Consider the following 23905-nt stretch of genomic DNA (forward strand, 5'->3'; position numbering starts at 1 on the left):
GAAGGACTACTCGCGGGACGCCAGCAGCAGCGCGCCGAAGCCCAGCATCAGCGTGCCCGCCACGCGGTCCACGGCCCGGCGGGCACGCAGGTACGCGCGCTGCATGGGCGCGGTCGACATCCCGGCCGCGACGAGCGCGAACCAGCCGAGGCTGAGGCCCACGATCACGAGGAACGCCGCGAGTTTCAGCCCGGTGCCCGCGTGCGCGCCGAGCAGCCCGCTGAACACGCTGCCGAAGAACACGGCGGCCTTGGGATTGCTGATGTTCGTCAGGAACCCCGCCCGCAGCGCCGCGAGGTCGCCCAGGGGTGCCTGGACGGGCGCGGCCTCGCCACCGGGCTGGGTGCTGGACCGCCAGAGGCCCACGCCCATCCACAGCAGGTACGCGCCGCCCGCGACCTTCACCACCCCGTGAATCCACGGGAACGCCTGGAACAGCAGGCCAATCCCCAGCAGCGCCAGTGCCGCCCAGCACGCGATGCCCAGCACGACGCCCAGCCCGGCCAGCAGCGCCGCGCGGCGGGTGCGGGCCAGCGCCGTCTGACTGACCAGCAGCACGTCCGGTCCCGGAATGACCAGCACCACCGCGTGAATGGCCGCGACAGCCAGCAGAATGTTCAGGTCCACGCCTCTCTCCTCCTCTCGTCCCCTGCTCATACGAATTCCGTTTGTTTCGCCAACAATCCGGAACTTCACCGGATTGCCGGCTCCACGTCCGGAACCCGTTTTGCTCCCACTCGCTTCGCTCGGATCGAACGGGCTTTGCAGCCCATTCAATCGGAGTCCGTATCAGTCGGCGGCGTTGATGGTGTCGTTGTACGCGCGCGGGTCGCTGATGAAGCCCGCGACGGCACTCGCGGCGACGGTGGCCGGGCTGGCGAGGTAGATCTGCGCACTGGGATCGCCCATGCGGCCCACGAAGTTACGGTTAGAGGAGCTGATGCACACGTCGTCCGGCCCCAGCACGCCCGAGTGCATGCCCAGGCACGCGCCGCAACTGGGGTAACTGACGCTCGCCCCGGCGTCCACGAAGATCTCCAGCAACCCCTCCTGCGCCGCCTGTTTCCAGATGGCCTGCGTGGCGGGCACGACGATCATCTGCACGCCGTCCGCGACCTTGCGGCCCTTGAGGATGCGGGCCACGTCCCGCAGGTCCGTGATGCGGCCGTTCGTGCAACTGCCCACGTACGCGTGCGACACGGCAATCCGGTCGCTGCCCGCCACGCGCCCGTTGCTGGGAATGTGCGGGTACGCGACGGTCGGTTCGACCTGCGAGGCGTCCACCTCGACGACCACCTTGAAGCGCGCGTCGGCGTCGGACTGGTACTCGGTGTACGCGCCGGGCGTGACGCCACGGGCGCTCATGTACGCGCGGGTGGTGTCGTCCACGGCGACGATGCCGGTCTTCCCGCCCGCCTCAATGGCCATGTTCGTCAGCGTGAAGCGGCCCTCCATGTCCAGGTTGTCGATGTAATCCCCGACCCACTCCATGACCATGTAGTTCGCGCCGTCCGCACCGATGCGCTTGATGACTTCCAGCACGATGTCCTTGGGCGTCACGCCCGGCTGCGTCTGGCCCGTCACGCGGATCAGCATGGTCTCGGGCACCTTGAACCACACCTTCCCGGCGTAGATGGCACCCGCGAGGTCCGTGCTGCCCACCCCGGTCGCGAAGGCGCCCAGCGCGCCCGCGTTGCAGGTGTGACTGTCACCGCTGACGAGCGTCTGCCCCGGTTTCATCAGGCCCGTGTTCTCCAGCACCACGTGCGCGATGCCGCCGCGCCCCACGTCGAAGAAGTGCTTGATGCCCTTCTCGTGAACCCAGCTCTTGAGTTTCTGGTACATCTTCGCGGCCTTGATGTTCATGGCGGGCACGCTGTGATCCGGCACCGCCACGATCTGATCCGGGTTGAACACACGGTCCATGCCGCGTTCCTCCAGCATCCGCAGGGCCGCCGGGGTCGTGATCTCGTGGCACAGCACCCAGTCGGTCGCGCACTCGATCAGTTGACCCGGCACCACCGAGTCATGCCCGCTGTGAGCCGCCAGAATCTTCTCCGCAATCGTCATTCCCATACCACTGCCTCCTCAAGAAACGCGCCCCCGGCCGCTGCGAGAGCTACCGGGGGCGAACACTGAACGCTGGGCCGCGCTCAACGCCCCAAGCGAAGAAGAAGCCCCACCAGGGACGCTCCGACCCGCACAGAACCGCTGAACATGCCCCGAGCATACGCCACACCCCACGCGCGGCGCACAGGTGGTGTAGATAGGCGCCGCGCCGCCCTGCGGAACGCTCATACGGACTGATCGCCAGAAGGCCGCTCCCGGAACATGGGGGGCGGCCTTCTGGCGTTGCCGTGGGTACAGAGCAACCGGACGTGCCGGTCGCGCGTTATTGCAGGTCGAAGTCGATGACGGGCGGCGCCTTGGGGGTTTCCTCGGCCGGTTTGTCTTTCGGCTGGTCGCCGGGTGGGGTGGGGGCGGCGCGCTGGACGTTGGGGATGGCGATGGGGGTGGTGCGGTCCATGGGTTGGTGGGACTGGCCGGGTTTGACCCACTGGGTGCCGGGCGCGGCGGGGCCGGGGGTGCGGCGGGGTGGGGTGGGGTACGCGGCGTGGCGGGCGGCGCGGATGATGCTGTCGACTTCGTGTTTGCTGAGCAGCCCTTTCTGTTCGAGGGTGCCGAGGATCCCGAGGACCATCTTCCGGGTGAATTCGGCTTCTGCCTGGGGGTCTTTGGGGGTGGGGCCGGTCATGGGTGTCAGGGTAGCGCGTGGGGGCTGGGCTTGCACCTCACGCGGTGACATCGGGGGGGCGGTGGAGGGACGTGCGGGGCGCGTGTCGTTGCGGGTGGGTGGTAAACTCGGTGCTGTCTGAAAGAGTGGTGTGAATGGTCACCCACAAGGCATTACGTTTCGCCCTACTGTGTGGTGGCGTGTCGGGGCCGACCGTTGAAGGTTTAGACGTCGAGGAGGACTGGGAGAATGTACCGAGGAAGAGAGGGGCAGTGGGCGTTCCTGCTTCACCGCCTGTCCGGGCTGGCAATTCTGGCTTACCTGATGCTGCACGTGTTCAGCATCGGGTCGTTCATTTTTGGTGAGCGGTTTTACATGGCGATTCACGAGACGTATGACCTGTGGCCGTTCCGGATCGGGCTGCTGTTCGTGACGGCGGGCGTGGTGTACCACGCGTTCAACGGGCTGCGGATCATCGTGATGGACTTCACGGGCTTCGGCGTGGCGTACCAGCGGCAGATGTGGTACGGGGTGCTGCTGATCAGTGTGCTGTCGTTTATTGGTGCCGCGTGGACGCTGTACCCGCGTCTGGTGGGGGGGTACTGATGATTCGTGCTCGGACGTTCACGGACGCGCGGCAGCAGTCGCACAGTAACGCGGAGCTGAACTGGTGGATCTTCATGCGGATCAGTGGCCTGATCCTGGTGTTCCTGATTCTGGGGCACATCTACATGACGTTCATTCAGGTCAGCGAGTCGGACGCGACCTTCGACGCGGTGGTGGGGAAACTCGCGAATCCGGCGTGGAAGTTCTACGACTGGTTGATTCTGGCGCTGTCGCTGATGCACGGCGCGAACGGCGCGCGGTACTCCATCGAGGATTACGTGCGGTCCCGTCCGAACCGGGCGTGGGTGAAGGGTGTGTTCTACACCGTCATCGCGCTGCTGTTCGCTTTTGGAACTATTGGCCTGTTCTCAATCTGAGCCTGCGTTCAGAATTGGCAGGTGGTAAAGGATAACTATGCATCATCGTTATGACGTTCTGGTTGTGGGTGCGGGCGGCGCGGGCCTGATGGCGGCGCTGTACGCGGCGAAGGGCAACGTGTCCGTGGCCTGCATCAGCAAGCTGTACCCGACGCGTTCGCACACGGGCGCGGCGCAGGGTGGGATTGGCGCGGCGCTCGGGAACGTGCAGGAAGACCACTGGGAATGGCACATGTTCGACACCGTCAAGGGCGGCGATTACCTGACTGACCAGGACGCCGCCGAGGTGTTCTCCAAGGACATCATCGACGCCGTGTACGAGCTGGAGCACATGGGTCTGCCGTTCTCGCGCACGCCGGACGGGAAGATCGCGCAGCGTAAGTTCGGTGGGCACACCCGTGACTTCGGGAAGGCCGCCGTCGAGCGCAGCTGTTACGCGAAGGACCGCACGGGTCACATGATCCTTCAGACGCTGTACCAACAGAACGTGAAGGCCGGAACGACGTTCTACAACGAGTTCCACGTGACGGACCTGCTGATCGAGGACGGCCGCTGCCGTGGCGTGGTGGCGTACGAACTGAGCACCGGGGAACTGCACACCTTCCACGCGAAGGCCGTGATCCTGGCGGCCGGCGGGTACGGGCGCGTGTTCAAGATCACCAGCAACGCGCTGACCCTGACGGGCGACCTGATGAGCATCTACTACCGCAAGGGCCTGCCCCTTGAGGACATGGAGTTCTACCAGTTCCACCCGACGGGTCTGGCGAAGCTGGGCATCCTGGTCACGGAAGGCATCCGTGGTGAGGGCGGCATTCTGCGGAACGACAGCGGCGAGCGCTTCATGGAGCGGTACGCGCCGACCATCAAGGACCTCGCGCCGCGTGACATCGTGTCGCGCTCCATCATCACCGAGATCCGCGAGGGTCGCGGGGTGGGCCGCGACAAGGACGCCGTGAACATCGACCTGACGCACCTGCCGCGCGAGGTGATCGAGGGCAAACTGGCCGAGATCACCGACCTGGCGCGCACGTACCTGGGCATGGATCCGGTCAAGGACCTCGTGCCGATCCAGCCGACGGCGCACTACGCGATGGGCGGCATTCCCACCGACCTGAACGGCCTGTGCCTGAGTGACGGGAACGGCGGCAGCATCGAGGGCCTGTACGCGGCCGGTGAGCAGGCCTGCGTGAGCCTGCACGGCGCGAACCGCCTGGGCACGAACAGCCTCGGGGACCTCGTGGTGTTCGGCCGCCGCGCCGGGATCTACGCCGCGCAGTACGCGCGTCAGGTGGAATTCCCGGACATGCCCGAGAACCCCGAGCGTGAGAGCGTGGACCTGTTCGACCGCCTGCGTAACAGCAGCGGCAAGGACAACGCCGCCGCGATCCGCAAGGAACTTCAGGAATCCATGATGAACAACGTCGGGATCTTCCGTAACGGCCCAGACATGGAAAAACAGGTCGGGATCGTTCAGGAACTCAAGGCGCGGTACGCGAACGTGGGCGTCAGCGACCCCAGCCGCCGCTACAACAGCGAACTGATCGAGGCGATGGAACTGGGCTTCATGCTCGACTGCGCCGAGGCCATGACCGCCAGTGCGCTGAACCGCACCGAGTCGCGCGGCGCGCACGACCGCGAGGACTTCACGACCCGCGACGACGAGAACTGGCTGAAGCACACCATGGCGTACAAGGACCTGAACCGCGAGGGTCAGGTGCAGATCGGGTACAAGCCCGTGTCGCTCAAGGGCTTCACGCGGGCGTTCGAACCCAAGCCCCGCGTGTACTGACCCAAACCCCTAGCCACTCGGGCGGCGTGCAGGAAGGCGCCGCCCGGAAGGAATCTCAATGACCCAGACCCACGCACCGACCAGCGCCGCGCCCGTCTCTGCGAGCGTGCCGATGATGCAACTGAAAGTGAAGGTCCTGCGCTTCGACCCCGAAAAGGACAAGAAGGCGCACTGGACCACCTACGACGTGGAAGCCCAGGCCAGCGACCGCGTGCTGGACGTCATCAACCACATCAAATGGTACCTGGAACCCAGCCTGACCTTCCGCCGCTCGTGCATGCACGGCATCTGCGGCAGCGACGCCATGCTGATCAACGGCCGTAACCGCCTCGCCTGCAAGACCCTGGTCCGCGACGTCGCCAAGAGCGGCGGGACCATCACCGTGGAACCCATCCGCGGCCTGAAGGTCGAGAAGGATCTGCTGGTGGACATGGAGCCGTTCTTCGACTCGTACAAGGCGATCATGCCGTACTTCATCAACGAGTCCCCGGCCCCCGCCGCCGAACGCATCCAGTCCGAGGAAGAAGCCGAGCGCATGGCGCACTCCAGCAACTGCATCCTGTGCGCGTGCTGCACGACCAGTTGCCCGATCTTCTGGGTGAACGGTTCGTACCTCGGCCCGGCCGCGATCGTGCAGGCGCACCGCTTCATCTTCGACACCCGCGACGAGGCCACGCAGCAGCGCCTGGGCATCATGAACCAGAACACGGGCGTGTGGCGTTGCCGCACCGCGTACAACTGTACGGAAGCGTGCCCGCGCGACATTCCGATCACGCAGCTGATCGAGGAAGTCAAGCGCGCCGTCATGTACGGCCAGGCCTAAGCCGAAGCCCCCTTCTGGATTCAGCCCCGCCCCGCCCGACGGCAGGCGGGGCTTTCTCAGTCTGGTTGCGGGCGTGTACCGCCGGGCCTGATGATCAGCACCTCGTCCCGCTGCCTGTGACTGCCGACGCTCAGGACGATGCGGCCTGCCAGCGTTTCGGCCAGCGAGGCCGCGTCGAACTCGGTCAGGAAGCGTACGCTGCCGCACAGGCACACCACGCGCGGCCTCTCCTCCATCATCTTCAATTGGACTCCGTCCGTTCCGGACTCTGCATCACTCCCACTCGCATCTGCTCCGATTCAGAATTGCAGGGCGTAGCGGGTGCCGGCGCCGTCGAAGCACTCGCCGATGCCGCGTTCCTGCGCGTCCACGGTCAGGGTGCAGGTCAGCAGGCCCGGCGCGTCTCCCTGCACGCGGGCGATCAGGTTCCCGGTGCGGGTCGGGGCGAGGCGGGGGCGGCCGGTGTCGAAGCGGGTGCCGAAACCGAAGTCTCCGGCGTTGCCTCCCCCGGTGCTGGCCCCAAAGCCCACGCTGAGACTGCTGCCGGCCGGCATGGGGCTGGCCACGCCGTCCAGCAGGTAGGTGCGGCCGGTGTAGGTGCGGTCGCCGATGACGATGGTGGCGTTGTCGGGTGCAAACACGTCCGGCAGGCGGGCGTTCAGGCTGCCGCGCACGAAGGTCACGGTGCCTTCCTGCCCGGTGCGGGTGTTCACGATCCGCCCGGTCTGCGGGGTGGTCACGGCTGGCGCGCACGCGCCCAGGACAGAGGCGAGCAGGGCCGCGCCGAGCAGAGCATGGAGCTTCATGCGCCCAGTGTAGTCCGGCGGGGCCGGTCAGCGGGCCACGATCTCGCGCTTCTCCTGTCGGGGTTGACGTGGGTGCGGTTGGCGACGCTGGTCATGGGTGATGTGCCCTCAGCGGGCGAAGTCGTGAATGAACTGCACCTGCTCGCGCGTTTCGATGGCGTTCTGGCTGCGTGTCTGGCGCACGAGGGCAATCGCATCGGTGGGGTTCAGGCCGCCCTGCACGAGCAGGCACGCGGCGCTCAGGCCCGCGCGGCCCAGGCCGCCCCGGCAGTGCACGACGACGCTGCGCCCGTCGAGCAGGTGGGTCATGAGTTCGTCGATGTACGCGGCGAAGTCGCGCGGGTCGTGCGGTGCATGCTGGTCGGGGATGGGGTACGGGGCGACCTCGATGCTGTACTCGGAGGCGGCGTCGTGGTAGCCGTCCATGCCGAGCAGGTCGAATTCGAAGTCCTCGATGAGGGGCGCGATGACGTTCGTGCCCTGCTGCGCGAGGGTCTGCATGTCGTCCGTGACGTTGCGTTCGTGGGTGACGCCCGGCTGGTACACGCTGCCGCCCTTCTTGCCGGGCGCGAAGGTCAGGCCCAGGCGGCCGGGCCACAGGCCGGTGGGAATCCAGTCGACGCGGATGGGGTTGGCGGCGCTGGTCATGCGCAGCCTCTGCGGGCTACAGGCTCGGAGACCGCCCCTCGCCCTTCTTGATTCGCTGTCATAGGCTGACCTGCTCGGCGATCCAGCGGGCGGCGTCCATGGCGTGGTACGTGATGATGGCGTCCGCTCCGGCGCGCCTGAAGCCGGTCAGTGTTTCGAGGACGGTGCGGCGTTCGTCCATGAATCCGGCGGCGGCGGCGGCCTTGATCAGCGAGTACTCGCCGCTGACGTTGTACGCCACGACGGGCAGGTCGAACTCGCGTTTCAGGAGGTTCAGGACGTCCAGGTATGCCAGGGCGGGTTTGACCATCAGGGTGTCGGCGCCCTGCTCGGCGTCCAGGCGGGCCTCGCGCAGCGCCTCGCGGTAGCCTCCGGCGGGGTCCATCTGGTAGGTGGCGCGGTTCCCGACGCTGGGTGTGGATCCGGCGGCGTCGCGGAAGGGGCCGTAGTAGGCGCTGGCGTACTTCACGGCGTAACTCATGATCGGGACGTGCGTGAAGCCGGTAGCGTCCAGTGCGGCGCGGATCGCGGCGACCTGTCCGTCCATCATGGCGCTCGGGGCGATCACGTCGGCGCCCGCGCGGGCCTGGGAGACGGCGGTCTGCGCGAGCAGCGCGAGGCTGGCGTCGTTGTCGACCGTCCAGGCGTCCGCGCCGCTCAGGCCGGGCACCTCGCACAGCGGGCCGCAGTGGCCGTGGTCGGTGTACTCGCACAGGCAGGTGTCGGCAATGACGCTGATGCCGGGCACGCTGGCCTTGATGGCGCGTGTGGCCCGCTGGATGACGCCTTCCTCGGCGTAGGCCTGGGTGCCCAGGGCGTCCTTGTGGTCGGGAATGCCGAACAGGATCACGCTGGGAATCCCGAGGGCCAGGGCCTCGCGGGCCTGTGCCACGGCACTGTCGATGGAGTGGCGCTGCACGCCGGGCATGGTGGCGATGTCCGTGACGGTGTCGCGTTCATGCACGAAGATCGGGTGGATGAACTGACTGGGGTGCAGGTGCACTTCGCGGGTCAGGGCACGCAGGGCGGGCGTGCGGCGCAGGCGGCGGGGACGGTCTTGCATGCGCCTACGCTAGCGCGCGGGCGGCGGGACGAATGCAACGCGCCTCCGGCGTTCCCGCCGGGCGGGGGCCAGGGCGCGCGGGGGGCGGGTCCGGCGGTCAGGCAGGGCGGGTCAGGCCGTGCCGAGCAGGCGGCGCACCGCGAATCGCACGCGGCCCAGGCTGGCGACCTCGTCGAAGGCGGTCAGGAGAATCTGGTCGCCGTGCGGGGTGAGCAGGACGGGGCCGCCCTCGACGTCCAGCAGCAGTTCCTGCCAGTCGCCGGTGTTCAGGTTGGCCTGCAGGCTGCCGATCACGGCGCGTCCGGCGGCGATCAGGGTCAGTTCGGCGCCCAGGTGCTCGTCGGTCAGTCCGGCGCGGGCCACGACGCGGCCGTCGTTGGCGACCAGGGCGGTGTGGCGCACGCCGCGCACGTCCATCAGCGCCTCGATCATGGGGTCTCCGGGCGGGGCAGGTGCCCGAGTTCCAGGGCCAGTCGGGCCAGGGTCTGCTGGGCGGTGCGGGTGTCGCTGCCGCGCGCCATGGCGGCGCCCAGCACGAAGTCCCCGCTGGACACGGCCACGACCTCGATGCGTTCGCTGGTGAACGCGATGCGGGTGACTTCACCGGCGCCCAGGCGGCGGCCCGTGCGGTCCAGGCTGGTGCGCAGGGCGCTGAGTTCGGCGGCCATGGAGTCGCCGCCCTCGCCGTGCGTCTCGATGGGCAGGCCGTCCGGGCCGACCAGGGCGGCGGCGATCACGCCGGGCAGGGTGCGCAGGGGGTCGATGATCACAGGATGGCCTCCAGTTTGCGGGCGGTGTCGCGGCCGTACAGGCGGGCCTGTCCGAGGTTGCTGCGGGCGTCGACGGCCAGCAGCAGGAAGTACTCGGCCTTGATGGGGTGCAGGTACACGCTCAGGCGTTCGCCGCGCAGGTACATCTCGCGGGTCTGGCCGCCGTTCAGGGTGGTGGAGTAGGCGGTGCTGGCCGAGCGGTACAGGCCGGCGTGTTCGGCGATCAGCAGGTTGAGGTCGGCGTTGGCGGTGGAGTGCCCTTCGATGAGCAGGCCGTCCAGGCCACCGATCGCTGCGGCCCAGGCGCCATCCACGTCCCTGACGAGTTGCGTGAGTTGATCAAGCATGTGAAGTCATCATAAAGGCTCGGCGGGGCTGGCGGGGGGTGGTCGCTGTCGGGCGGCCGGGGGGGTGTGGAGGGTGCCCGGAGTGTCGGCGGGCCAGCGCGGCCTGTTGCGGCCCGGTCTGGTTGTGGCCCGGTCTGGTTGCGGCCCGGTCTGGTTGCGTGTCGGTCAGGCAGGGGCGGCGGTCGAGTGCGCTGTCCGGAGCGGGTGGGGGGCGGGGTGTCGTGTGGGCTGTCGCCGAGGACTGGTTTTGCTGGTGCTGGGCGGGTTCCGGTGGTGGTGAGGGTCGCGGTGTGGGGGGGTGTTTTCGGGTACAATGGGGATCATAGAAGGCGTCGGGGCTATTACGCTTAAAACATAATCGTGCTAGAATCGATCCATTCCCGGCCCCCGCGCCGGGCATCCACATCCCACCTCTGCGGCGCGGCTCCGGCCACGCCCGGACCTGCACCACTGGAGCAACATGACCGGAATTCTTCCCGTTGACATCACCAGCGAAGTCAAGACCAACTTCATCAACTACGCCATGAACGTGATCGTGGACCGCGCGCTGCCCGACGTGCGCGACGGCCTCAAACCCGTGCAGCGCCGGATCATGTACGCCATGATGCTCGAAGGCCTCTACGCCAACCAGAAACACGCCAAATCGGCCTCTGTGGTCGGCGAGGTCATGAAGAAGTACCACCCGCACGGCGACTCGTCCATCTACGACGCCATGGTCCGCCTGGGCCAGTGGTGGAACATGCGCTACCCCATGGTTCACCCGCAGGGGAACTTCGGCTCCATCGACGGCGACCCGCCCGCCGCGATGCGCTACACCGAGGCCCGCATGACCAAGGTCGCCGAGGAAGTCCTGGCCGACCTGGAAAAAGAAACCGTCGACCTGAAACCCAACTACGACGAGACGACCGTGGAACCCAGCGTGCTGCCCTCGGCCGTGCCGAACCTGCTGATCAACGGCGCGTCGGGCATCGCGGTGGGCATGGCGACGAACATCCCGCCGCACAACCTGACCGAGATCTGCAACGGCCTGCTGGCCCTGATCGACGACCCGCACATCGGCCTGGACGCCATGATGCAGCACGTGACCGGCCCGGACTTCCCGACCGGCGGGCGCATCAGCAAGCAGGGTATCCGCGACGCCTACGCCACCGGCCACGCCGGCCTGAAGGTGCGCGGCAAGGCCCGCATCGAGGAAAAGAACGGCCGTAACCAGATCATCATCAGCGAGATCCCGTACCAGGTGAACAAGACCAACCTGATCCAGACGATCAGCGCCATGTACAAGGCCGGGAAGATCCCCGACATCAGCGCCCTGCGCGACGAGTCCGACCGCAAGGACCCGGTGCGGATCGTGGTGGAACTCAAGCGCGGCGCGATTCCCACGCTGGTCCTGAACCAGCTGTACAAGTACACGCAGCTGCAGGGCACGTTCACGGTCATCAACCTGAGCATCGTGAACGGCGAGCCGCGCGTGCTGCCGCTGGTCGACACCATGCGGTACTTCCTGGCGCACCGCAAGGACGTGGTCACGCGCCGCACGCAGTACGAACTGAAGAAAGCCGAGGCCCGCGCCCACATCCTCGAAGGGCTGATCAAGGCGCTCGACCACATCGACGAGGTCATCAACCTGATCCGCTCCAGCAACACGGGCACCGAGGCGCGCGACTCGCTGATGGTCCGCTTCGGGCTCAGCGAGGAGCAGTCCCAGGCGATCCTGGACATGCGCCTGCAGCGTCTGGTGGGCCTGGAACGCGAGAAGCTGATGGCCGAGTTCGACGAACTCCAGAAGACGATTGCGTTCCTGCGCTCCATCCTGGGTGACGAGGGTCTGCTCTGGAAGGAAATCAAGAAGGAAATCCGCGCCGTGCGCGACAACTACGGTGACGAGCGCCGCAGCACCATCACGCTGCTGGAAGAGGACATCAGCAAGGAGGACCTGATCGCCGTCGAGGACATGGTCATCACCATGACCCGCGCCGGGTACCTCAAGCGCACCAAGCTGGACGCCTACCGCGCGCAGGGCCGCGGCGGGCGCGGCGCGTCGGGCGGCAAACTGCGTGACGAGGACGTGAACACCCGCGTGTTCGTGGGGAGCACGCACGACTTCCTGCTGTTCTTCACCGACAAGGGCCGCGTGTTCCACGAGAAGATCTACGACCTGCCGGAAGCGGGCCGTGACGCCAAGGGCACGCACATCCGCAACCTGCTGCCGGGCCTGCGTGACGACGAGAACATCGCGTCCGTCCTGAGCGTGCGGGGCTTCGAGGAGGAAGGATGCTTCATCTTCGCCACCCGCAACGGCGTGGTGAAGAAGACCCTGATCACCGATTACGGCAACATCACCTCGGCGGGCCTGATCGCCATCAACCTGCAGCAGGGCGACGAGCTGATCAGCGTGGGCATCGTGCAGGACAGCGATCACGTGATCCTGGCGACCCGCAACGGCAAGGCCATGCGCTTCCAGAGCGGCGAGGTGCGCGACACGGGCCGCGCCACGCAGGGCGTGATCGGCATCCGCCTGCGTGAAGGCGAGCAGGACGCCGTGGTCAGCATGGCCCTGGTGCCCGGCGGTGACGAGGACAGCGAACTGCTGGCCGTCAGCGAGTGCGGGCTGGGCAAACGCACCCCGGTCGGCGAGTACCCCGCCAAGGGACGCGGCGGGATGGGCGTCATCACGCTGGACGTGACCGACAAGACCGGCAAACTGGTCACGCTGGCCCGCGTGGCCGGTGACGAGGAACTGATGGTCCTGACCGAGAAGGGCACCGTGATCCGCACCCGCGTCGAGGAGGTCCGCGTGACGGGCCGTAACGCGCAGGGCGTGAAGGTCATCAACGTGTCCGACAAGGACTCCGTGATCAGCGCCTTCCCGATCCGCCGCGAGGACGAACTCTGATCGGCTGCACCCTGACCCGCTGAGGACGGCGGGACCGGGTGGGCGGCGGGGTGAGGGCCTCGCCGCCCACGCCTGTTCCGGCCGACCATCAATGCCCTTGACACGGATTCCGTTTGTTTCGCTGACAATCCGGAACTTCACCGGATTGCCAGCTCCACGTCCGGAATCCGTTTCTCTCCTACTCGCATCCGCTCGGATTGAACGGCCTTGTAGGCCATTCAATCGGAGTCCGTATGAATACAGGCCCCGGCGGGGCAGATCGAACCACCTGTCGCGTCGGCCCGTACCTGAAGTAGACCTGCTGTGATACGGACTCCGATTGAATGGGCTGCAAAGCCCGCTGGGTCCGAGCGAAGCGAGTAGGAGCCGGGCGGGTTCCGGACGTGGAGCCGGCAGGGGCGGTGAAGTTGCGGATTGTTGGCGAAACAAACGGCAGTCCGTATGAGCCGGGAACGCCCCCACCGGGGGATTCGGTTCGGCGGTGAGCGGCAGGTGAGGTGCGGCGGGGCGGCAGGCAGGCCGAAAGTGCTGTGCTGCTGCGCCTCGCGCGAACCGCGACTGACCGGGTGATCTGTAATCTCAACACTGATTAAAGAAACAAAAGTGTTTACAAAAAAGTGACATTGGGTTACACTGTGAGCACGTCGGGAATAAGCCCCCGGCACCCCGTTCCCCCCCTCTCACACCGCCCAAGGAGGCGCACACAATGACCCTTACCACCAACACCCGGACCTTCGTGGACACCGTCACCTACCGCCCCGGCGCCGTCATCCTCTACCCCGGCAAGAGCGACATGCTCTACCGCGTCGCCTCCGGCCTCGTGCGCGTGCACACCATGGACGACGACGGCAACGGCCTGACCCTGCGCTACGTGAAACCCGGCGAGTACTTCGGCGAGGAAGCCCTGGCCGGCGTGAACCGCGCCTACTTCGCCGAGGCCGTCACGGACTCCAGCATCGACGTGATCAACCCCGCCCTCATGAGCGCCGAGGACAACCTCGTGGTCACCACCCACCTGGTCCGCACGCTGGAACGCGCCTACGAGAGCATCTACCGCCTGGTCGGCAAGCGTCTGCGCGCCCGCATCGCCGGGGAACTGCTGGAACTCAAGGACACCGCACTGGCCACCCAGCTCGACAGCGGCGAGACCATGATCTACGCCACGCACGACGAACTGGCCGCCGCCGTCGGCAGCGTGCGCGAGACCGTCACCAAGGTCGTGGGCGAACTGTCCCGCGAGGGCGTGATCAGCGCCGGGTACGGCAAGATCACCCTGAAGAACGAGCAGGCCCTGAGCGTCATCGCCGCCGCCTGATCCACACCACACACTTCTTTGTCCAGCAGCGCTGCCCGGTCGTCACGACGGGCAGCGTTTTCGTGTGGGAACTGCCCCGTGTTTCCGGGCACGTGACACCCACCGGGCTGGACAGCGGGCCGCGTTGCCATTCCCCCATCAGCAGTTGACCCTTAGACTCAACTTCATGAGTCTGACAGTCACCCCCGAACGTCCGCTGCGCGTCGCCGTGATCGGCAGCGGCCCCAGCGGCATCTTCGCCACCGAAGCCCTGCTCAAGAGCGACCTGAACGTCGATATCGACGTGTTCGACCGCCTCCCCACCCCCTACGGACTGGTGCGCTACGGCGTGGCACCCGACCACCTGACCATCAAGAGCGTCACGCGCGGCTTTGAGAAGACCCTCGGCGACCCACGCGTGCGCTTTCTCGGGAACGTGGAATTCGGCACGGACCTCACCCACCAGGACGCCCTGAGCCACTACGACGCCATTCTGTACACCGTCGGGGCCAGCAGCGACCGCCGCCTGGGCATCCCCGGCGAGGACCTGACCGGCTCCATGAGCGCCACCGAGTTCGTCGCGTGGTACAACGGCCATCCGGACGCCGCCGCGCGCGAGATGGTCCTCAGCGCCGGTGGGGTCGCCGTGGTCGGCGTGGGGAACGTGGCGCTCGACGTGAGCCGCATCCTGGCCAAGACCACCGCGGAACTGCGCAGCAGTGACATCGCCGCGCACGCCCTGGACGCCCTGGAACACAGCGCCGTGAAGGACGTGTGGATCCTGGGTCGGCGCGGCCCGGCGCAGGCGGCCTTCACGACCAAGGAACTGCGTGAATTCGGGGAACTGCACGAATCCGAACCCGTCGTGAACCCGGCCGAGATCGCCCTGACCGACGCCGAGGAAGCCGCCATCACCGACAACGTGAAGAAGAAGAACATCGAGGTGCTGCGCGACTTCGCCGCCCGTGAACGCGAGGGCAAACCCCGCCGCGTTCACCTGCGTTTCCTGGTGTCCCCCACCGAGATCATCGACGACGGCACCGGGCACGTGGGCGGCCTGAAAGTGGAACGCAACCGCCTGGACGAGAACGGAAACGCCGTCGGCACCGGCGAGTACGAGGTGCTGCCTGTGCAGATGGTGCTGCGCTCGGTCGGGTACCGGGGCGTGGCGCTGCCCGGCGTGCCCTTCGACGAGCGGCGCGGCGTGATTCCCAACGAGGAAGGCCGCGTGGAGGGCCGCGTGGGCGAGTACACCGCCGGGTGGATCAAGCGCGGCCCGAGCGGCGTGGTCGGCACGAACCGCAAGGACGCCACCGACACCGTCGCGCTCCTGCTGGCCGACGTGAAAGGCGGCGCGCTGCCCGGCGCGGCCCACCCCACCCGCGAGGCCGTGGACGCCCTGCTGGCCGGGCGGGGCGTGCAGGTGTACTCCTTCGCGGACTGGCAGACCCTCGACGCGCACGAACTGGCGACCGGGCAGGCCGAGGGCCGCCCCCGCCGCAAGGTCGTGCACCGCGAGATGATGCTCGGCCACCGCCGGGGCTGATCGCCCAGGCATGCGGGGGGCAGAGGGACGTTCTGGCATACTCGCCGCATGAGCGTCCCCTCCCCCACCTTTCCCCCTGAACGTGACGCGGACGTACTGGTCATTGGTGCCGGGCCTGCCGGACTGCACGCCGCGTTCTACGCCGCGTGGCGCGGCCTGAACGTGACCCTGCTGGACGCCCGGCACGAACCCGGCGGGCAACTGAGCGCCCTGTACCCGGACCGGCGGGTGTACGACGTGCCGGGCCTGCCCGCCGCGCGCGCCGCCGACGTGATCGCCGGACTGGTCCGGCAACTGGACGGCCTGAACGTGCAGTTGCACCTGCACACCCTGGCCCACACGCTGGAACCCGACGGTGACGGCTGGCGGGTCGGGGCGACCACCCCGGACGGCCCGCGCAGCTACCGGGCGGGCGCCGTGATCCTGGCGGCGGGCCTGGGCGCACTGCTGCCCCGCGACGCGCGCGTGCCCGGCGCGGACACCCACCCGGATGTGCGGACGGACGTGCCGGACGCCGCAGCACTCGCGGGTCGGCGCGTCCTGATCGTGGGCGGCGTGCCGCAGGCCACCCGCGCCGCCCTGGACCTCGCGCGTGGCGGGGCGCAGGTGACCCTCACGCACCGCCGCGCCGGGTTCCGGGGCAGTCCCGCCGACCTGGACACCCTGGAGGACGCGGGCCGCAGCGGGCTGCTGACGCTGCTGGCCCCCGCCGTCCTGACCACCCTGACCCCGACCGGCGCGGTCCTGACCGTGGACGGACACCCGCGCGACGTGAAGGCCGACACGGTCCTGATCCTGAACGGCTACCTGCCCGACCTGAGCCCGCTCCAGAGCTGGCCGCTGGACTGGCAGGGCGAGTACGTCCCGGACGGCGTGGGCGGCCGCACCGCCCTGAGCGGCGTGTTCGTGGCGGGCGACCTCGCGGCGTCCGGGCAGGACTTCAAGCTGATCTCGGTGGGGCTGGCGCAGGCGGCCGTGGCCGCCAACCACGCCGCGCATCATGTTCGCCCGGACCTGCGCGTGCGGCCCGGTCACTCCAGCGAGAAACGCCTCAGCTGACCGGGCCTGTGGGGACGCACCTCAGCTGACCGGGCCTGTGGGGACGCACCTCAGCTGACCGGGCCCGTGAAGATGCATCTCAGCTGATCAGGCCCGTGTGCGCGCGCGGCGTCAGGCCCTGCGCGCGCACCAGCGTCCGCACTTCCTGGCAGCGGCAGCCCCGGTATGTACACAGCAGGCCTTCCGGGTCGCGGTTCAGCAGGCGCACCGTGGCGTCCACCAGGTCACGCACGCGGTACAGGCGCAGCGTGGCCTGCCCCACCTGCGTGCTGCGCAGCCCGGCGTGCACCTCGGGTGCCAGGTGATCGAAATCCGCCGAGCAGTTCGGGAAGGCAGTCGGGAGGACCTGACCGTCCAGCGGCACGTACCGCGTCAGCAGCGGCATGCCCGCGAGGTGCTCGCCGTAGTGCACGCTGGTGTTACTGCCGAAATCCACGCCCATCAGCAGCGCGTACCCGTTCAGGTCGTACAGCGCCCCGACCGGCTGGTACGGACTGCTGAGGGACTGCGCCTCGGTGATGCGGGCCGCCTCGCTGCCCAGCGCGATGAAACTCAGGGTGGGGTGGAAGGAGCGCCGGGCGTCTGCGCGGTCCACGATCTCCTGCGACACCCGGCCGATGTCGCGGCTCACGCGGCTGTCCCGGTGAAAGCGGGCGTGCGTGGTCGAGGTCGGCCGGGACAGCAGCGTCGAGTACGTGAAGGCCGGAGCCACCAGCGTCGCGGTGCGCGCGGCCAGGGCGTCCACGACTGTGCGCGCGCCGCCGTCCAGCGTTCCGAAGGATTTCAGGCTGGCGTGCACGATCACGTGCTGCGACCCGTCCAGTCCCAGCGCACGCAGCCCCTCGTCCAGCTCGGCGGGGGTCACGGCGGGGCGGCGAAGCAGATTCAACACACCCGCAGTTTACTCCGCTGCGGGCAGCAGAACTGATACGCGGGCGGGAGAGCGGCAGCGGGGCACAGGGAGTGGGACATGGGCAGTGGGGCGGCGGCAGGGGGCCGGCCAGCAACAGAGCAGTGACCCGCCTGCTGCGGGGCAGGGCGGGTCACTGGCATGGGTCGGTCAGGGCGTGGGGTGCAGGTGGGCAGGTGATCCACTCACCACGACCCGCTCCCACGCGCTTCCCTTACTTGACGAAGAGCATCTGGCGGTAGGTGGGCAGCGGCCAGAGCTTGCTGCTGACGACCTTCTCGAGTTTGTCGGCGGCGGCGCGCACGTCGGCCATGGCGGGCAGCACGTGGTCGCGCATGTGGTGGGCCTTCTCGTGGACTTCCTCGCCGCCGAGCGTCTGGTTCTGGGTGCGCAGGGCCTGGATGGCGTCGAACAGTTCGTCGGCTGCGGCGCCGACCTCGGCGGTGACGCCCTGGGCGGCCCGGCTGCCGCTGACCTTGCCGAGGTCCGCGAGGTAGTTCAGTGCGGCGGGCAGGATCTGCGTCTGGGCCATATACTCGGTGGTTTCACCCTCGATGTTCACGGTCTTGAAGTAGATGTCGAACATGATTTCCTGGCGCGCGCCGAGTTCGCGGGCGTTCAGGATGCCGAGCTTATCGAACAGTCCCACGTTCTTCTCGCTGTTCAGGTGCTCGATGGCGTCGAGGGTGGTGCGCAGGTTCAGCAGGCCGCGTTCCTTCTCGGCTTCCTGGTGCCAGGCGTCGCTGTAGCCGTCGCCGTTGAAGACGATGCGCTGGTACTTCTGGTAGGTGCTCTTGACGACCTCGGTCACGGCGTCGTCGAGGCTCAGGCCGGCGTCCAGTCTGGCTTTCAGGTCGGCGGTGAGTTCCGAGACGCTGTCGGCGACGATGGCGTTCAGGACCGTGATGGGGAAGCTGATGCTCTGCGAGGAGCCGACCGCGCGGAACTCGAACTTGTTGCCGGTGAAGGCGAACGGACTGGTGCGGTTGCGGTCCCCGGCGTGCACGGGAATCTCGGGCAGGACGGAGCTGCCCAGGCCCATCAGCCCGGCCGACTTGCCGCTGCCGCCCTGGCCGCTGACGATGCGGTCGAAGATGTCGGTCAGTTCGCTGCCCAGGAAGATGCTGATGATGGCGGGCGGGGCCTCGTTCGCGCCGAGGCGGTGGTCGTTGCTGGCGCTGGCGACGCAGGCGCGCAGCAGGTCCTGGTGGGTGTCCACGGCTTTCAGGACGGCGGTGCAGAAGAACAGGAACTGCATGTTCTCGTGGGGGGTGTCGCCGGGTTCCAGCAGGTTCTCGCCGGCGTTGGTGGCCATGCTCCAGTTGCAGTGCTTGCCGCTGCCGTTGACGCCGGCGAAGGGTTTCTCGTGCATCAGGCAGACCAGGCCGTACTTGCGGGCGGTGGTGCGCAGGACCTGCATAATCAGCTGCTGGTGGTCGGCGGCGATGTTGCTGTTCTCGAAGATCGGGGCGATCTCGAACTGGCCGGGCGCGACCTCGTTGTGGCGGGTCTTGACCGGGATGCCCAGCGCGTACAGTTGCATTTCGGCGTCGGTCATGAAGCTCAGCACGCGGTCGGGAATGGCGCCGAAGTAGTGGTCTTCAAGTTCCTGGCCGCGGGGGGGCTGCGCGCCGAACAGGGTGCGGCCGGTCATGACCAGGTCGGGGCGGCGGTAGTAGTACTCCTCGGCGATCAGGAAGTACTCCTGCTCGGCCCCGAGGCTGCTGCTGACGCGGGTGCCGGCGCTGGCGCCGAACAGTTCCAGGGCGGGCGTCACGGCGCTGTTCAGGGCCTCGATGGAGCGCAGCAGCGGGGTTTTCAGGTCGAGTGCCTCGCCGGTCCAGGAGGCGAACACGCTGGGGATGCACAGGGTCGCGCCGTTGGCGTGCCGGATGATGAACGCCGGGGAGGACGGGTCCCAGGCGGTGTAGCCGCGCGCCTCGAAGGTGGCGCGCAGGCCGCCGGACGGGAAGGAACTGGCGTCGGGCTCGGCCTGGATGAGTTCCTTGCCGGAGAAGGACATGATGGCCACGCCGTCACCGGCGGGGTTCAGGAAGGAGTCGTGTTTCTCGGCGGTGCTGCCGGTCAGCGGCTGGAACCAGTGGGTGTAGTGCGTGGCGCCCTTCTCCATGGCCCAGGTCTTCATGGCCAGCGCGACGGTGTCGGCGATGCTGGCGTCGAGTTGCGCGCCGCGTTCCACGGTGGCCTGCAGGCTCTTGTGGGCGCTCTTGCTGAGGCGGGCCTTGAGCTGTTCGAGGGTCAGCACGTCGCTGGCGAACAGGTCGTTCACGACTTCCAGCGGGGAGGCGGAGGGGGTGGTTTCCACGCGCCAGTTGCGTGCGGCCGAGTTAACGTCGAAGTCCTGGTTCATGTCGCTCCCTGTGGTGGGCCACGCCGTTGGGTGCGCGGTGTGCCTGGCGTGTTCCGGTTCACGCCGCGCCGGTCGGTGGCTCACGTACTGCCCGCGAGTATAGAAGGGCACCCTGGCAGGGTCAACGCATTGTTCTGAACAAGATGACGGTTTGCTGGCCGTCCGCTCATCCGGCCGGGGTTTCCCATGCAGCTTGTCACGGTGCGCGTGAGCAGAACTGCACCTTTCCCGGAACACTTTGCAGCGTGGCGGGTACGGGGCGTGGGCGTGCGTGACCGGGGGCTCGCGGCCTGCCGGGGCGGCGCGGGCGTTCCCGGCGTGCCGGGTGGCTGCGAAGGTCGTACCATTTCGAGATGGCCGGGTGGTGTGTTCAGGGAGCATGTGTTCAGGAAGCAGCGCCGCGCCCTCAGCTCTCCTTGACGCCCCTGACGGTGCCGGGCGCCTGATGGTGCCCGGCGCGGCGTGGTTCTGAGTGTGGTGTGGGCCGTGCCTGCGGCGCTGGCCGCCGCGCTGATTTGACTTGCCGTGCCGTGACCTGCTCTGCTGTGTTCCCTCTCCTGCGTTTCCCGCGCTGTTCCCCTGTGCTGTTCTTCTGCGCTGTGCTGCTGTTCCACACTGTTTCCGCCGGGCTGTGCCCGTGACCCCAGCGTTCCCCTTCCGGAGGTTCCTTTCACCATGACGCCGCCCCGTTCCAGCAAGACCCCTGCACCTTCCGACCCCACACCCACCCCGCGTCCTGCCCAGCCGGACGGGCCGGGTGTGGAGAGCATCCTGGCCCGCCTTCAGGAAGCCGAGGTGAAGTTCCTGCGCCTGCAGTTCACCGACATCCTGGGCAACACCAAGAACGTCGAGGTGCCCAAATCCCAGTTCAGCAAGGCCCTGAACGGCGACGTGACCTTCGACGGCAGCGCCGTGGAGGGCTTCACGCGCGTCGAGGAATCCGACATGCTGCTGCGCCCGGACCTGCGGACCTTCCTGATCTACCCGCAATTCTCGCGTGAGGAAGGCGAACGCGGCAAGGTCGCCCGCCTGATCTGCGACGTGACCCTCCCCGACGGCACCCCGTTCGAGGGCGACCCCCGGCAGGTTCTCAAACGGCAGATCGACCGCGCCACCGCCCTTGGCTTCGAGATGTTCGTGGGAACCGAACCGGAATTCTTCCTGTTCGAGCGCACGCCGGCCGGGGTGGGCAGCACCGTCACCCACGACCGCGCCGGGTACTTCGACCTGGCACCCATCGACAAGGGCGAACGCATCCGCCGCGAGATCACCAACAAACTCGTCGAGATGGGCTTCGAGATCGAGGCCGCCCACCACGAGGTCGCGCCCGGCCAGCACGAGATCGACTTCCGGTACGCCCCGGCACTCGAAACGGCCGACCGCATCGCCACGTTCAAGTTCGTGGTCAAGCGCGTGGCGCTGGAGTACGGCCTGCTGGCGTCGTTCCTGCCCAAACCCATTCCCGGCGTGAACGGCAGCGGCATGCACTGCCACCTGAGCCTGTTCCGTGACGGCGTGAACGCCTTTGCCGACCCGGCAGGCGAGTACGGCCTGTCCCGCACCGCCGAACAGTTCATTGCGGGCCTGCTGGACCACGCGGGCGGCATGACCGCCATCACGAACCCGCTGGTGAACAGTTACAAACGCCTCGTGCCGGGCTTCGAGGCGCCGGTGAACGTGGCCTGGAGCACCAGCAACCGCTCGGCCCTGATCCGCATTCCCGCCAAACGCGGGAACTCCACCCGCGCCGAGGTGCGCATGCCTGACCCCAGCTGCAACCCGTACCTGGCGCTGGCCGTCATGCTGGCCGCCGGACTGGACGGCATGGAGCAGAACATGGAGCCCGCCCCGGCCATCCAGCGCAACATCTTCAAGATGACGGTCCGCGAGAAACGCCACCACCGCGTGCGCGAGCTGCCCACCGACCTGCGCGAGGCCGTCGAGGAACTCGAGAAGGACGACGTGATGCGCCGCGCGCTGGGCGAGCACGTCATGGATCACTTCGTGGCGGCCAAGCGCGCCGAGTGGCGCGAGTACAGCGCGGCCGTACACCAGTGGGAACTGGACCGTTACCTCGACCTGATCTGATACGGACGCCGATTGAACGAACGGCTCTGTCAGCCATTCAATCGGAGTCCGTGTGTCACGGGTCACCTGCCTGTCCGGGCTGCGCCTGGTAGAGACGCCCCGCCCGTAGCATGGCGGCGTGGTGGGGTGGCCATCCTGCGGCGACGCGGCCGGATTGCCCGTGGACCGGGTGTCCTGGCACTTTTGTATCGGGGCGCCGGGTGCTGAAACCTTCACCCACCGGGGGAGGCAGGGTCTCAACTGGACAAGTTGTCCTTGCGTTCCACTGCATGAAAATGCTGCTGTTACGCCCGGCAGCCGCTCGCCGCGCAATCAGGTTGTCGAACTAACCCGGATTACGGCAATCATCGACTGGTATTAATGTGGTCACGCTTCAATCATTTCAATGGTCTTCATGAGTGACGCATTGACATGTCATAAAGCGCTTCATAGAATCTGGGCATCACCACACCGCACCCGGACATCAGGTCTGGCGTGCACCCATATCTGGAGGACCCATGAAGAAATCCGCACTGACCATGACCGTACTTGCCGCGCTGGCCCTCGGCACCGCCTCCGCCCAGACCACCATCAAGATCGCCAGCCTCAGCCCGCTGTCCGGCGGCCAGAGCGACCTGGGGACCCAGATCCGCAACGGCACCCAGCTGGCCGTCAACGAGTACAAGGCCCAGTTCAAGAAACTCGGCTTCGACCTCGTTCTGGTCCCCTACGACGACCAGGCCGACCCCGCCACCGGCACCGCTGCCGCCCGCAAGATCGCCGCTGACCGCCAGATCCTGGCCGTGGTCGGCACCCTGAACTCCGGCGTGGCCATCCCCGCCAGCCAGGCGCTGGTCTCCAGCAAGGTCGCCATGGTCTCCCCTGCCAACACCGCCAACGGCGTGACCGACCGCGGCCTGAGCAACATGAACCGCATCGTCGCCCGTGACGACTCGCAGGGCCCCGCCGGCGCGAACTTCATCAGCGGCACCCTGAAGGCCAAGAAGGTCTACATCCTGAACGACAAGACCGCCTACGGCGAAGGTCTGGCCAAGGAAGTCGAGAAGGCCCTGAAAGCCAAGTCCGTGACGGTCAGCGCCAACGAGGGCACCGAGGAGAAGAGCGACTTCTCCAGCATCATCGCCAAGATCAAGCTGCAGAAACCCGACGCCATCTACTTCGGCGGCATCTACAACCAGGTGGGCGTGTTCATCAAGCAGCTGCGTGAAAGCGGCGTCGCGACCCCCGTGGTCGGCGGCGACGGCCTCGACAGCGGCGAACTGCCCGTGATCGTCGGCACCGCCAACGCCAACAACATCTACTTCACGACCGTCGCCGCGCCCATCGATGCGCTGCCCGCCGCGAAGGTGTTCGCCGCCAACTACAAGAAGACCTTCAACGACGACGCCCAGGGCTTCGGCGCCTTCGGGTACGACGCGGCCAAGGTCGTGCTGCAGGGCGTGCTGAACGCGACCCGCGCCAACGGCAACAAGGTCCCCAGCCGCGCGCAGGTCGAGAGCGCCATCCGCAAGGGCAGCTTCACGGGCCTGCTGTCCGGCACGGTCGCCTTCAACTCGGTCGGTGACCGCAAGGCCGGCACGCTGTACGTGATGAACGTCACGGCCGGTAAGTTCAAGCTCAGCACCAGCATTCCCGTCAAGCCCGTCAAGCAGTAAGGCGGCTGTTCCGGGCCGCGTCTATACACGCGACCCCCTCTATGACAGTTCCCCGTACCATCCTGGGGCCGGGCCTATGTGCTCGGCCCCATCTGCGTTTCCACTGTTGACCCGGCGCGCAGG

22 protein-coding genes are annotated in these 23905 nt (G+C 67.5%); 10 read left to right on the forward strand and 12 right to left on the reverse strand.

Going from position 1 to position 23905, the window contains the following annotated elements; translation table 11 throughout:
* Positions 1-6 precede the first annotated feature (6 nt).
* The 3 genes from IEY70_RS02140 to IEY70_RS02150 form a co-directional block, all read right to left on the reverse strand.
* Positions 7-627, reverse strand: coding sequence for a LysE family transporter (locus IEY70_RS02140; protein ID WP_229777562.1), 621 nt, complete (start codon positions 625-627; stop codon positions 7-9).
* Positions 628-789: 162 nt separating this feature from the next.
* A complete protein-coding gene (locus IEY70_RS02145) occupies positions 790-2076 on the reverse strand; it encodes a homoaconitate hydratase family protein (protein ID WP_189063347.1) in 1287 nt (428 codons plus the stop codon).
* A 316-nt stretch (positions 2077-2392) separates the two neighbouring features.
* Entirely contained in the window at positions 2393-2755 is a 363-nt protein-coding gene (locus IEY70_RS02150; protein WP_189063348.1) for a hypothetical protein, read from the reverse strand.
* 228 nt (positions 2756-2983) lie between these two features.
* Between IEY70_RS02150 and sdhC the strand changes: the two genes are divergently transcribed.
* Genes sdhC through IEY70_RS02170 form a run of 4 tightly spaced genes read left to right on the forward strand, consistent with a single transcriptional unit; the run spans position 2984 to position 6329 of the window.
* Positions 2984-3340: a succinate dehydrogenase, cytochrome b556 subunit gene (gene sdhC / locus IEY70_RS02155; protein WP_189063349.1), complete on the forward strand. Its 357-nt coding sequence runs from the start codon at positions 2984-2986 to the stop codon at positions 3338-3340.
* Positions 3340-3717, forward strand: a complete 378-nt coding sequence (locus IEY70_RS02160; RefSeq protein ID WP_189063350.1) for a succinate dehydrogenase hydrophobic membrane anchor subunit — start codon at positions 3340-3342, stop codon at positions 3715-3717. Before sdhC ends, IEY70_RS02160 begins: the two co-directional genes overlap by 1 nt.
* A 37-nt stretch (positions 3718-3754) precedes the next feature.
* On the forward strand, positions 3755-5506 hold the full coding sequence (gene sdhA, locus IEY70_RS02165; protein WP_189063351.1) for a succinate dehydrogenase flavoprotein subunit: 1752 nt from the start codon (positions 3755-3757) through the stop codon (positions 5504-5506).
* Between the two features lie 58 nt (positions 5507-5564).
* Positions 5565-6329, forward strand: coding sequence for a succinate dehydrogenase iron-sulfur subunit (locus IEY70_RS02170; protein ID WP_189063352.1), 765 nt, complete (start codon positions 5565-5567; stop codon positions 6327-6329).
* A 56-nt stretch (positions 6330-6385) separates the two neighbouring features.
* On the opposite strand, the gene IEY70_RS02175 is transcribed toward IEY70_RS02170, so the two are convergent.
* The 7 genes from IEY70_RS02175 to IEY70_RS02205 all read right to left on the reverse strand — a co-directional run bounded on the left by IEY70_RS02175 (position 6386) and on the right by IEY70_RS02205 (position 9963).
* Entirely contained in the window at positions 6386-6574 is a 189-nt protein-coding gene (locus tag IEY70_RS02175; protein ID WP_189063353.1) for a hypothetical protein, read from the reverse strand.
* 54 nt (positions 6575-6628) lie between these two features.
* Positions 6629-7135: a hypothetical protein gene (locus IEY70_RS02180; protein WP_189063354.1), complete on the reverse strand. Its 507-nt coding sequence runs from the start codon at positions 7133-7135 to the stop codon at positions 6629-6631.
* A gap of 108 nt (positions 7136-7243) precedes the next feature.
* The gene (locus tag IEY70_RS02185) at positions 7244-7783 is read right to left on the reverse strand and encodes a cyclin-dependent kinase inhibitor 3 family protein (RefSeq protein WP_189063355.1); all 540 of its coding nucleotides are present in this window, start codon (positions 7781-7783) and stop codon (positions 7244-7246) included.
* 58 nt (positions 7784-7841) lie between these two features.
* Positions 7842-8846, reverse strand: coding sequence for a porphobilinogen synthase (gene hemB, locus IEY70_RS02190; RefSeq protein ID WP_189063356.1), 1005 nt, complete (start codon positions 8844-8846; stop codon positions 7842-7844).
* Positions 8847-8957: 111 nt separating this feature from the next.
* A complete protein-coding gene (locus tag IEY70_RS02195; protein ID WP_189063357.1) occupies positions 8958-9278 on the reverse strand; it encodes a roadblock/LC7 domain-containing protein in 321 nt (106 codons plus the stop codon).
* Positions 9275-9616 carry a roadblock/LC7 domain-containing protein gene (locus tag IEY70_RS02200; protein ID WP_189063358.1) on the reverse strand — a complete coding sequence of 114 codons (342 nt, stop codon included), beginning with the start codon at positions 9614-9616 and terminating at the stop codon, positions 9275-9277. Before IEY70_RS02200 ends, IEY70_RS02195 begins: the two co-directional genes overlap by 4 nt.
* Positions 9613-9963, reverse strand: coding sequence for a roadblock/LC7 domain-containing protein (locus IEY70_RS02205; RefSeq protein ID WP_189063359.1), 351 nt, complete (start codon positions 9961-9963; stop codon positions 9613-9615). Before IEY70_RS02205 ends, IEY70_RS02200 begins: the two co-directional genes overlap by 4 nt.
* 460 nt (positions 9964-10423) lie before the next feature.
* Between IEY70_RS02205 and gyrA the strand changes: the two genes are divergently transcribed.
* The 4 genes from gyrA to IEY70_RS02225 all read left to right on the forward strand — a co-directional run bounded on the left by gyrA (position 10424) and on the right by IEY70_RS02225 (position 16758).
* Positions 10424-12859, forward strand: coding sequence for a DNA gyrase subunit A (gene gyrA / locus IEY70_RS02210; protein ID WP_189063360.1), 2436 nt, complete (start codon positions 10424-10426; stop codon positions 12857-12859).
* Positions 12860-13565: 706 nt separating this feature from the next.
* On the forward strand, positions 13566-14174 hold the full coding sequence (locus IEY70_RS02215; protein ID WP_189063361.1) for a helix-turn-helix domain-containing protein: 609 nt from the start codon (positions 13566-13568) through the stop codon (positions 14172-14174).
* Positions 14175-14340: 166 nt separating this feature from the next.
* Positions 14341-15699 (forward strand): FAD-dependent oxidoreductase, encoded by a 1359-nt coding sequence (locus IEY70_RS02220; RefSeq protein WP_189063362.1) that lies wholly within the window; start codon positions 14341-14343, stop codon positions 15697-15699.
* Positions 15700-15747: 48 nt separating this feature from the next.
* Positions 15748-16758, forward strand: a complete 1011-nt coding sequence (locus IEY70_RS02225) for an NAD(P)/FAD-dependent oxidoreductase (RefSeq protein WP_189063363.1) — start codon at positions 15748-15750, stop codon at positions 16756-16758.
* Positions 16759-16837: 79 nt separating this feature from the next.
* Here the strand turns inward: IEY70_RS02225 and IEY70_RS02230 are convergent, their stop codons facing one another.
* A complete protein-coding gene (locus IEY70_RS02230) occupies positions 16838-17650 on the reverse strand; it encodes an AAC(3) family N-acetyltransferase (RefSeq protein ID WP_189063364.1) in 813 nt (270 codons plus the stop codon).
* Positions 17651-17882: 232 nt separating this feature from the next.
* Entirely contained in the window at positions 17883-20039 is a 2157-nt protein-coding gene (locus IEY70_RS02235) for a glutamine synthetase III family protein (RefSeq protein WP_189063558.1), read from the reverse strand.
* 675 nt (positions 20040-20714) lie between these two features.
* Between IEY70_RS02235 and glnA the strand changes: the two genes are divergently transcribed.
* Together glnA and IEY70_RS02245 are read left to right on the forward strand one after the other, a co-directional pair.
* Positions 20715-22127, forward strand: a complete 1413-nt coding sequence (glnA, locus tag IEY70_RS02240) for a type I glutamate--ammonia ligase (protein ID WP_189063365.1) — start codon at positions 20715-20717, stop codon at positions 22125-22127.
* Between the two features lie 497 nt (positions 22128-22624).
* Positions 22625-23782, forward strand: coding sequence for a branched-chain amino acid ABC transporter substrate-binding protein (locus tag IEY70_RS02245; protein WP_189063366.1), 1158 nt, complete (start codon positions 22625-22627; stop codon positions 23780-23782).
* Positions 23783-23905 lie beyond the last annotated feature (123 nt).

Origin of the sequence: Deinococcus seoulensis, from assembly GCF_014648115.1 — a bacterium.
Classification (GTDB): domain Bacteria; phylum Deinococcota; class Deinococci; order Deinococcales; family Deinococcaceae; genus Deinococcus; species Deinococcus seoulensis.

What these genes read in the sequence shown, in the direction of transcription:
- IEY70_RS02145 (WP_189063347.1), bottom strand. Translation starts at nt 2,076, where the DNA reads ATGGGAATGACGATTGCGGAGAAGATTCTGGCGGCTCACAGCGGGCAT.
- IEY70_RS02150 (WP_189063348.1), bottom strand. Translation starts at nt 2,755, where the DNA reads ATGACCGGCCCCACCCCCAAAGACCCCCAGGCAGAAGCCGAATTCACC.
- sdhC (WP_189063349.1), top strand. Translation starts at nt 2,984, where the DNA reads ATGTACCGAGGAAGAGAGGGGCAGTGGGCGTTCCTGCTTCACCGCCTG.
- IEY70_RS02160 (WP_189063350.1), top strand. Translation starts at nt 3,340, where the DNA reads ATGATTCGTGCTCGGACGTTCACGGACGCGCGGCAGCAGTCGCACAGT.
- sdhA (WP_189063351.1), top strand. Translation starts at nt 3,755, where the DNA reads ATGCATCATCGTTATGACGTTCTGGTTGTGGGTGCGGGCGGCGCGGGC.
- IEY70_RS02170 (WP_189063352.1), top strand. Translation starts at nt 5,565, where the DNA reads ATGACCCAGACCCACGCACCGACCAGCGCCGCGCCCGTCTCTGCGAGC.
- IEY70_RS02180 (WP_189063354.1), bottom strand. Translation starts at nt 7,135, where the DNA reads ATGAAGCTCCATGCTCTGCTCGGCGCGGCCCTGCTCGCCTCTGTCCTG.
- IEY70_RS02185 (WP_189063355.1), bottom strand. Translation starts at nt 7,783, where the DNA reads ATGACCAGCGCCGCCAACCCCATCCGCGTCGACTGGATTCCCACCGGC.
- hemB (WP_189063356.1), bottom strand. Translation starts at nt 8,846, where the DNA reads ATGCAAGACCGTCCCCGCCGCCTGCGCCGCACGCCCGCCCTGCGTGCC.
- IEY70_RS02195 (WP_189063357.1), bottom strand. Translation starts at nt 9,278, where the DNA reads ATGATCGAGGCGCTGATGGACGTGCGCGGCGTGCGCCACACCGCCCTG.
- IEY70_RS02205 (WP_189063359.1), bottom strand. Translation starts at nt 9,963, where the DNA reads ATGCTTGATCAACTCACGCAACTCGTCAGGGACGTGGATGGCGCCTGG.
- gyrA (WP_189063360.1), top strand. Translation starts at nt 10,424, where the DNA reads ATGACCGGAATTCTTCCCGTTGACATCACCAGCGAAGTCAAGACCAAC.
- IEY70_RS02215 (WP_189063361.1), top strand. Translation starts at nt 13,566, where the DNA reads ATGACCCTTACCACCAACACCCGGACCTTCGTGGACACCGTCACCTAC.
- IEY70_RS02220 (WP_189063362.1), top strand. Translation starts at nt 14,341, where the DNA reads ATGAGTCTGACAGTCACCCCCGAACGTCCGCTGCGCGTCGCCGTGATC.
- IEY70_RS02225 (WP_189063363.1), top strand. Translation starts at nt 15,748, where the DNA reads ATGAGCGTCCCCTCCCCCACCTTTCCCCCTGAACGTGACGCGGACGTA.
- IEY70_RS02235 (WP_189063558.1), bottom strand. Translation starts at nt 20,039, where the DNA reads ATGAACCAGGACTTCGACGTTAACTCGGCCGCACGCAACTGGCGCGTG.
- glnA (WP_189063365.1), top strand. Translation starts at nt 20,715, where the DNA reads ATGACGCCGCCCCGTTCCAGCAAGACCCCTGCACCTTCCGACCCCACA.
- IEY70_RS02245 (WP_189063366.1), top strand. Translation starts at nt 22,625, where the DNA reads ATGAAGAAATCCGCACTGACCATGACCGTACTTGCCGCGCTGGCCCTC.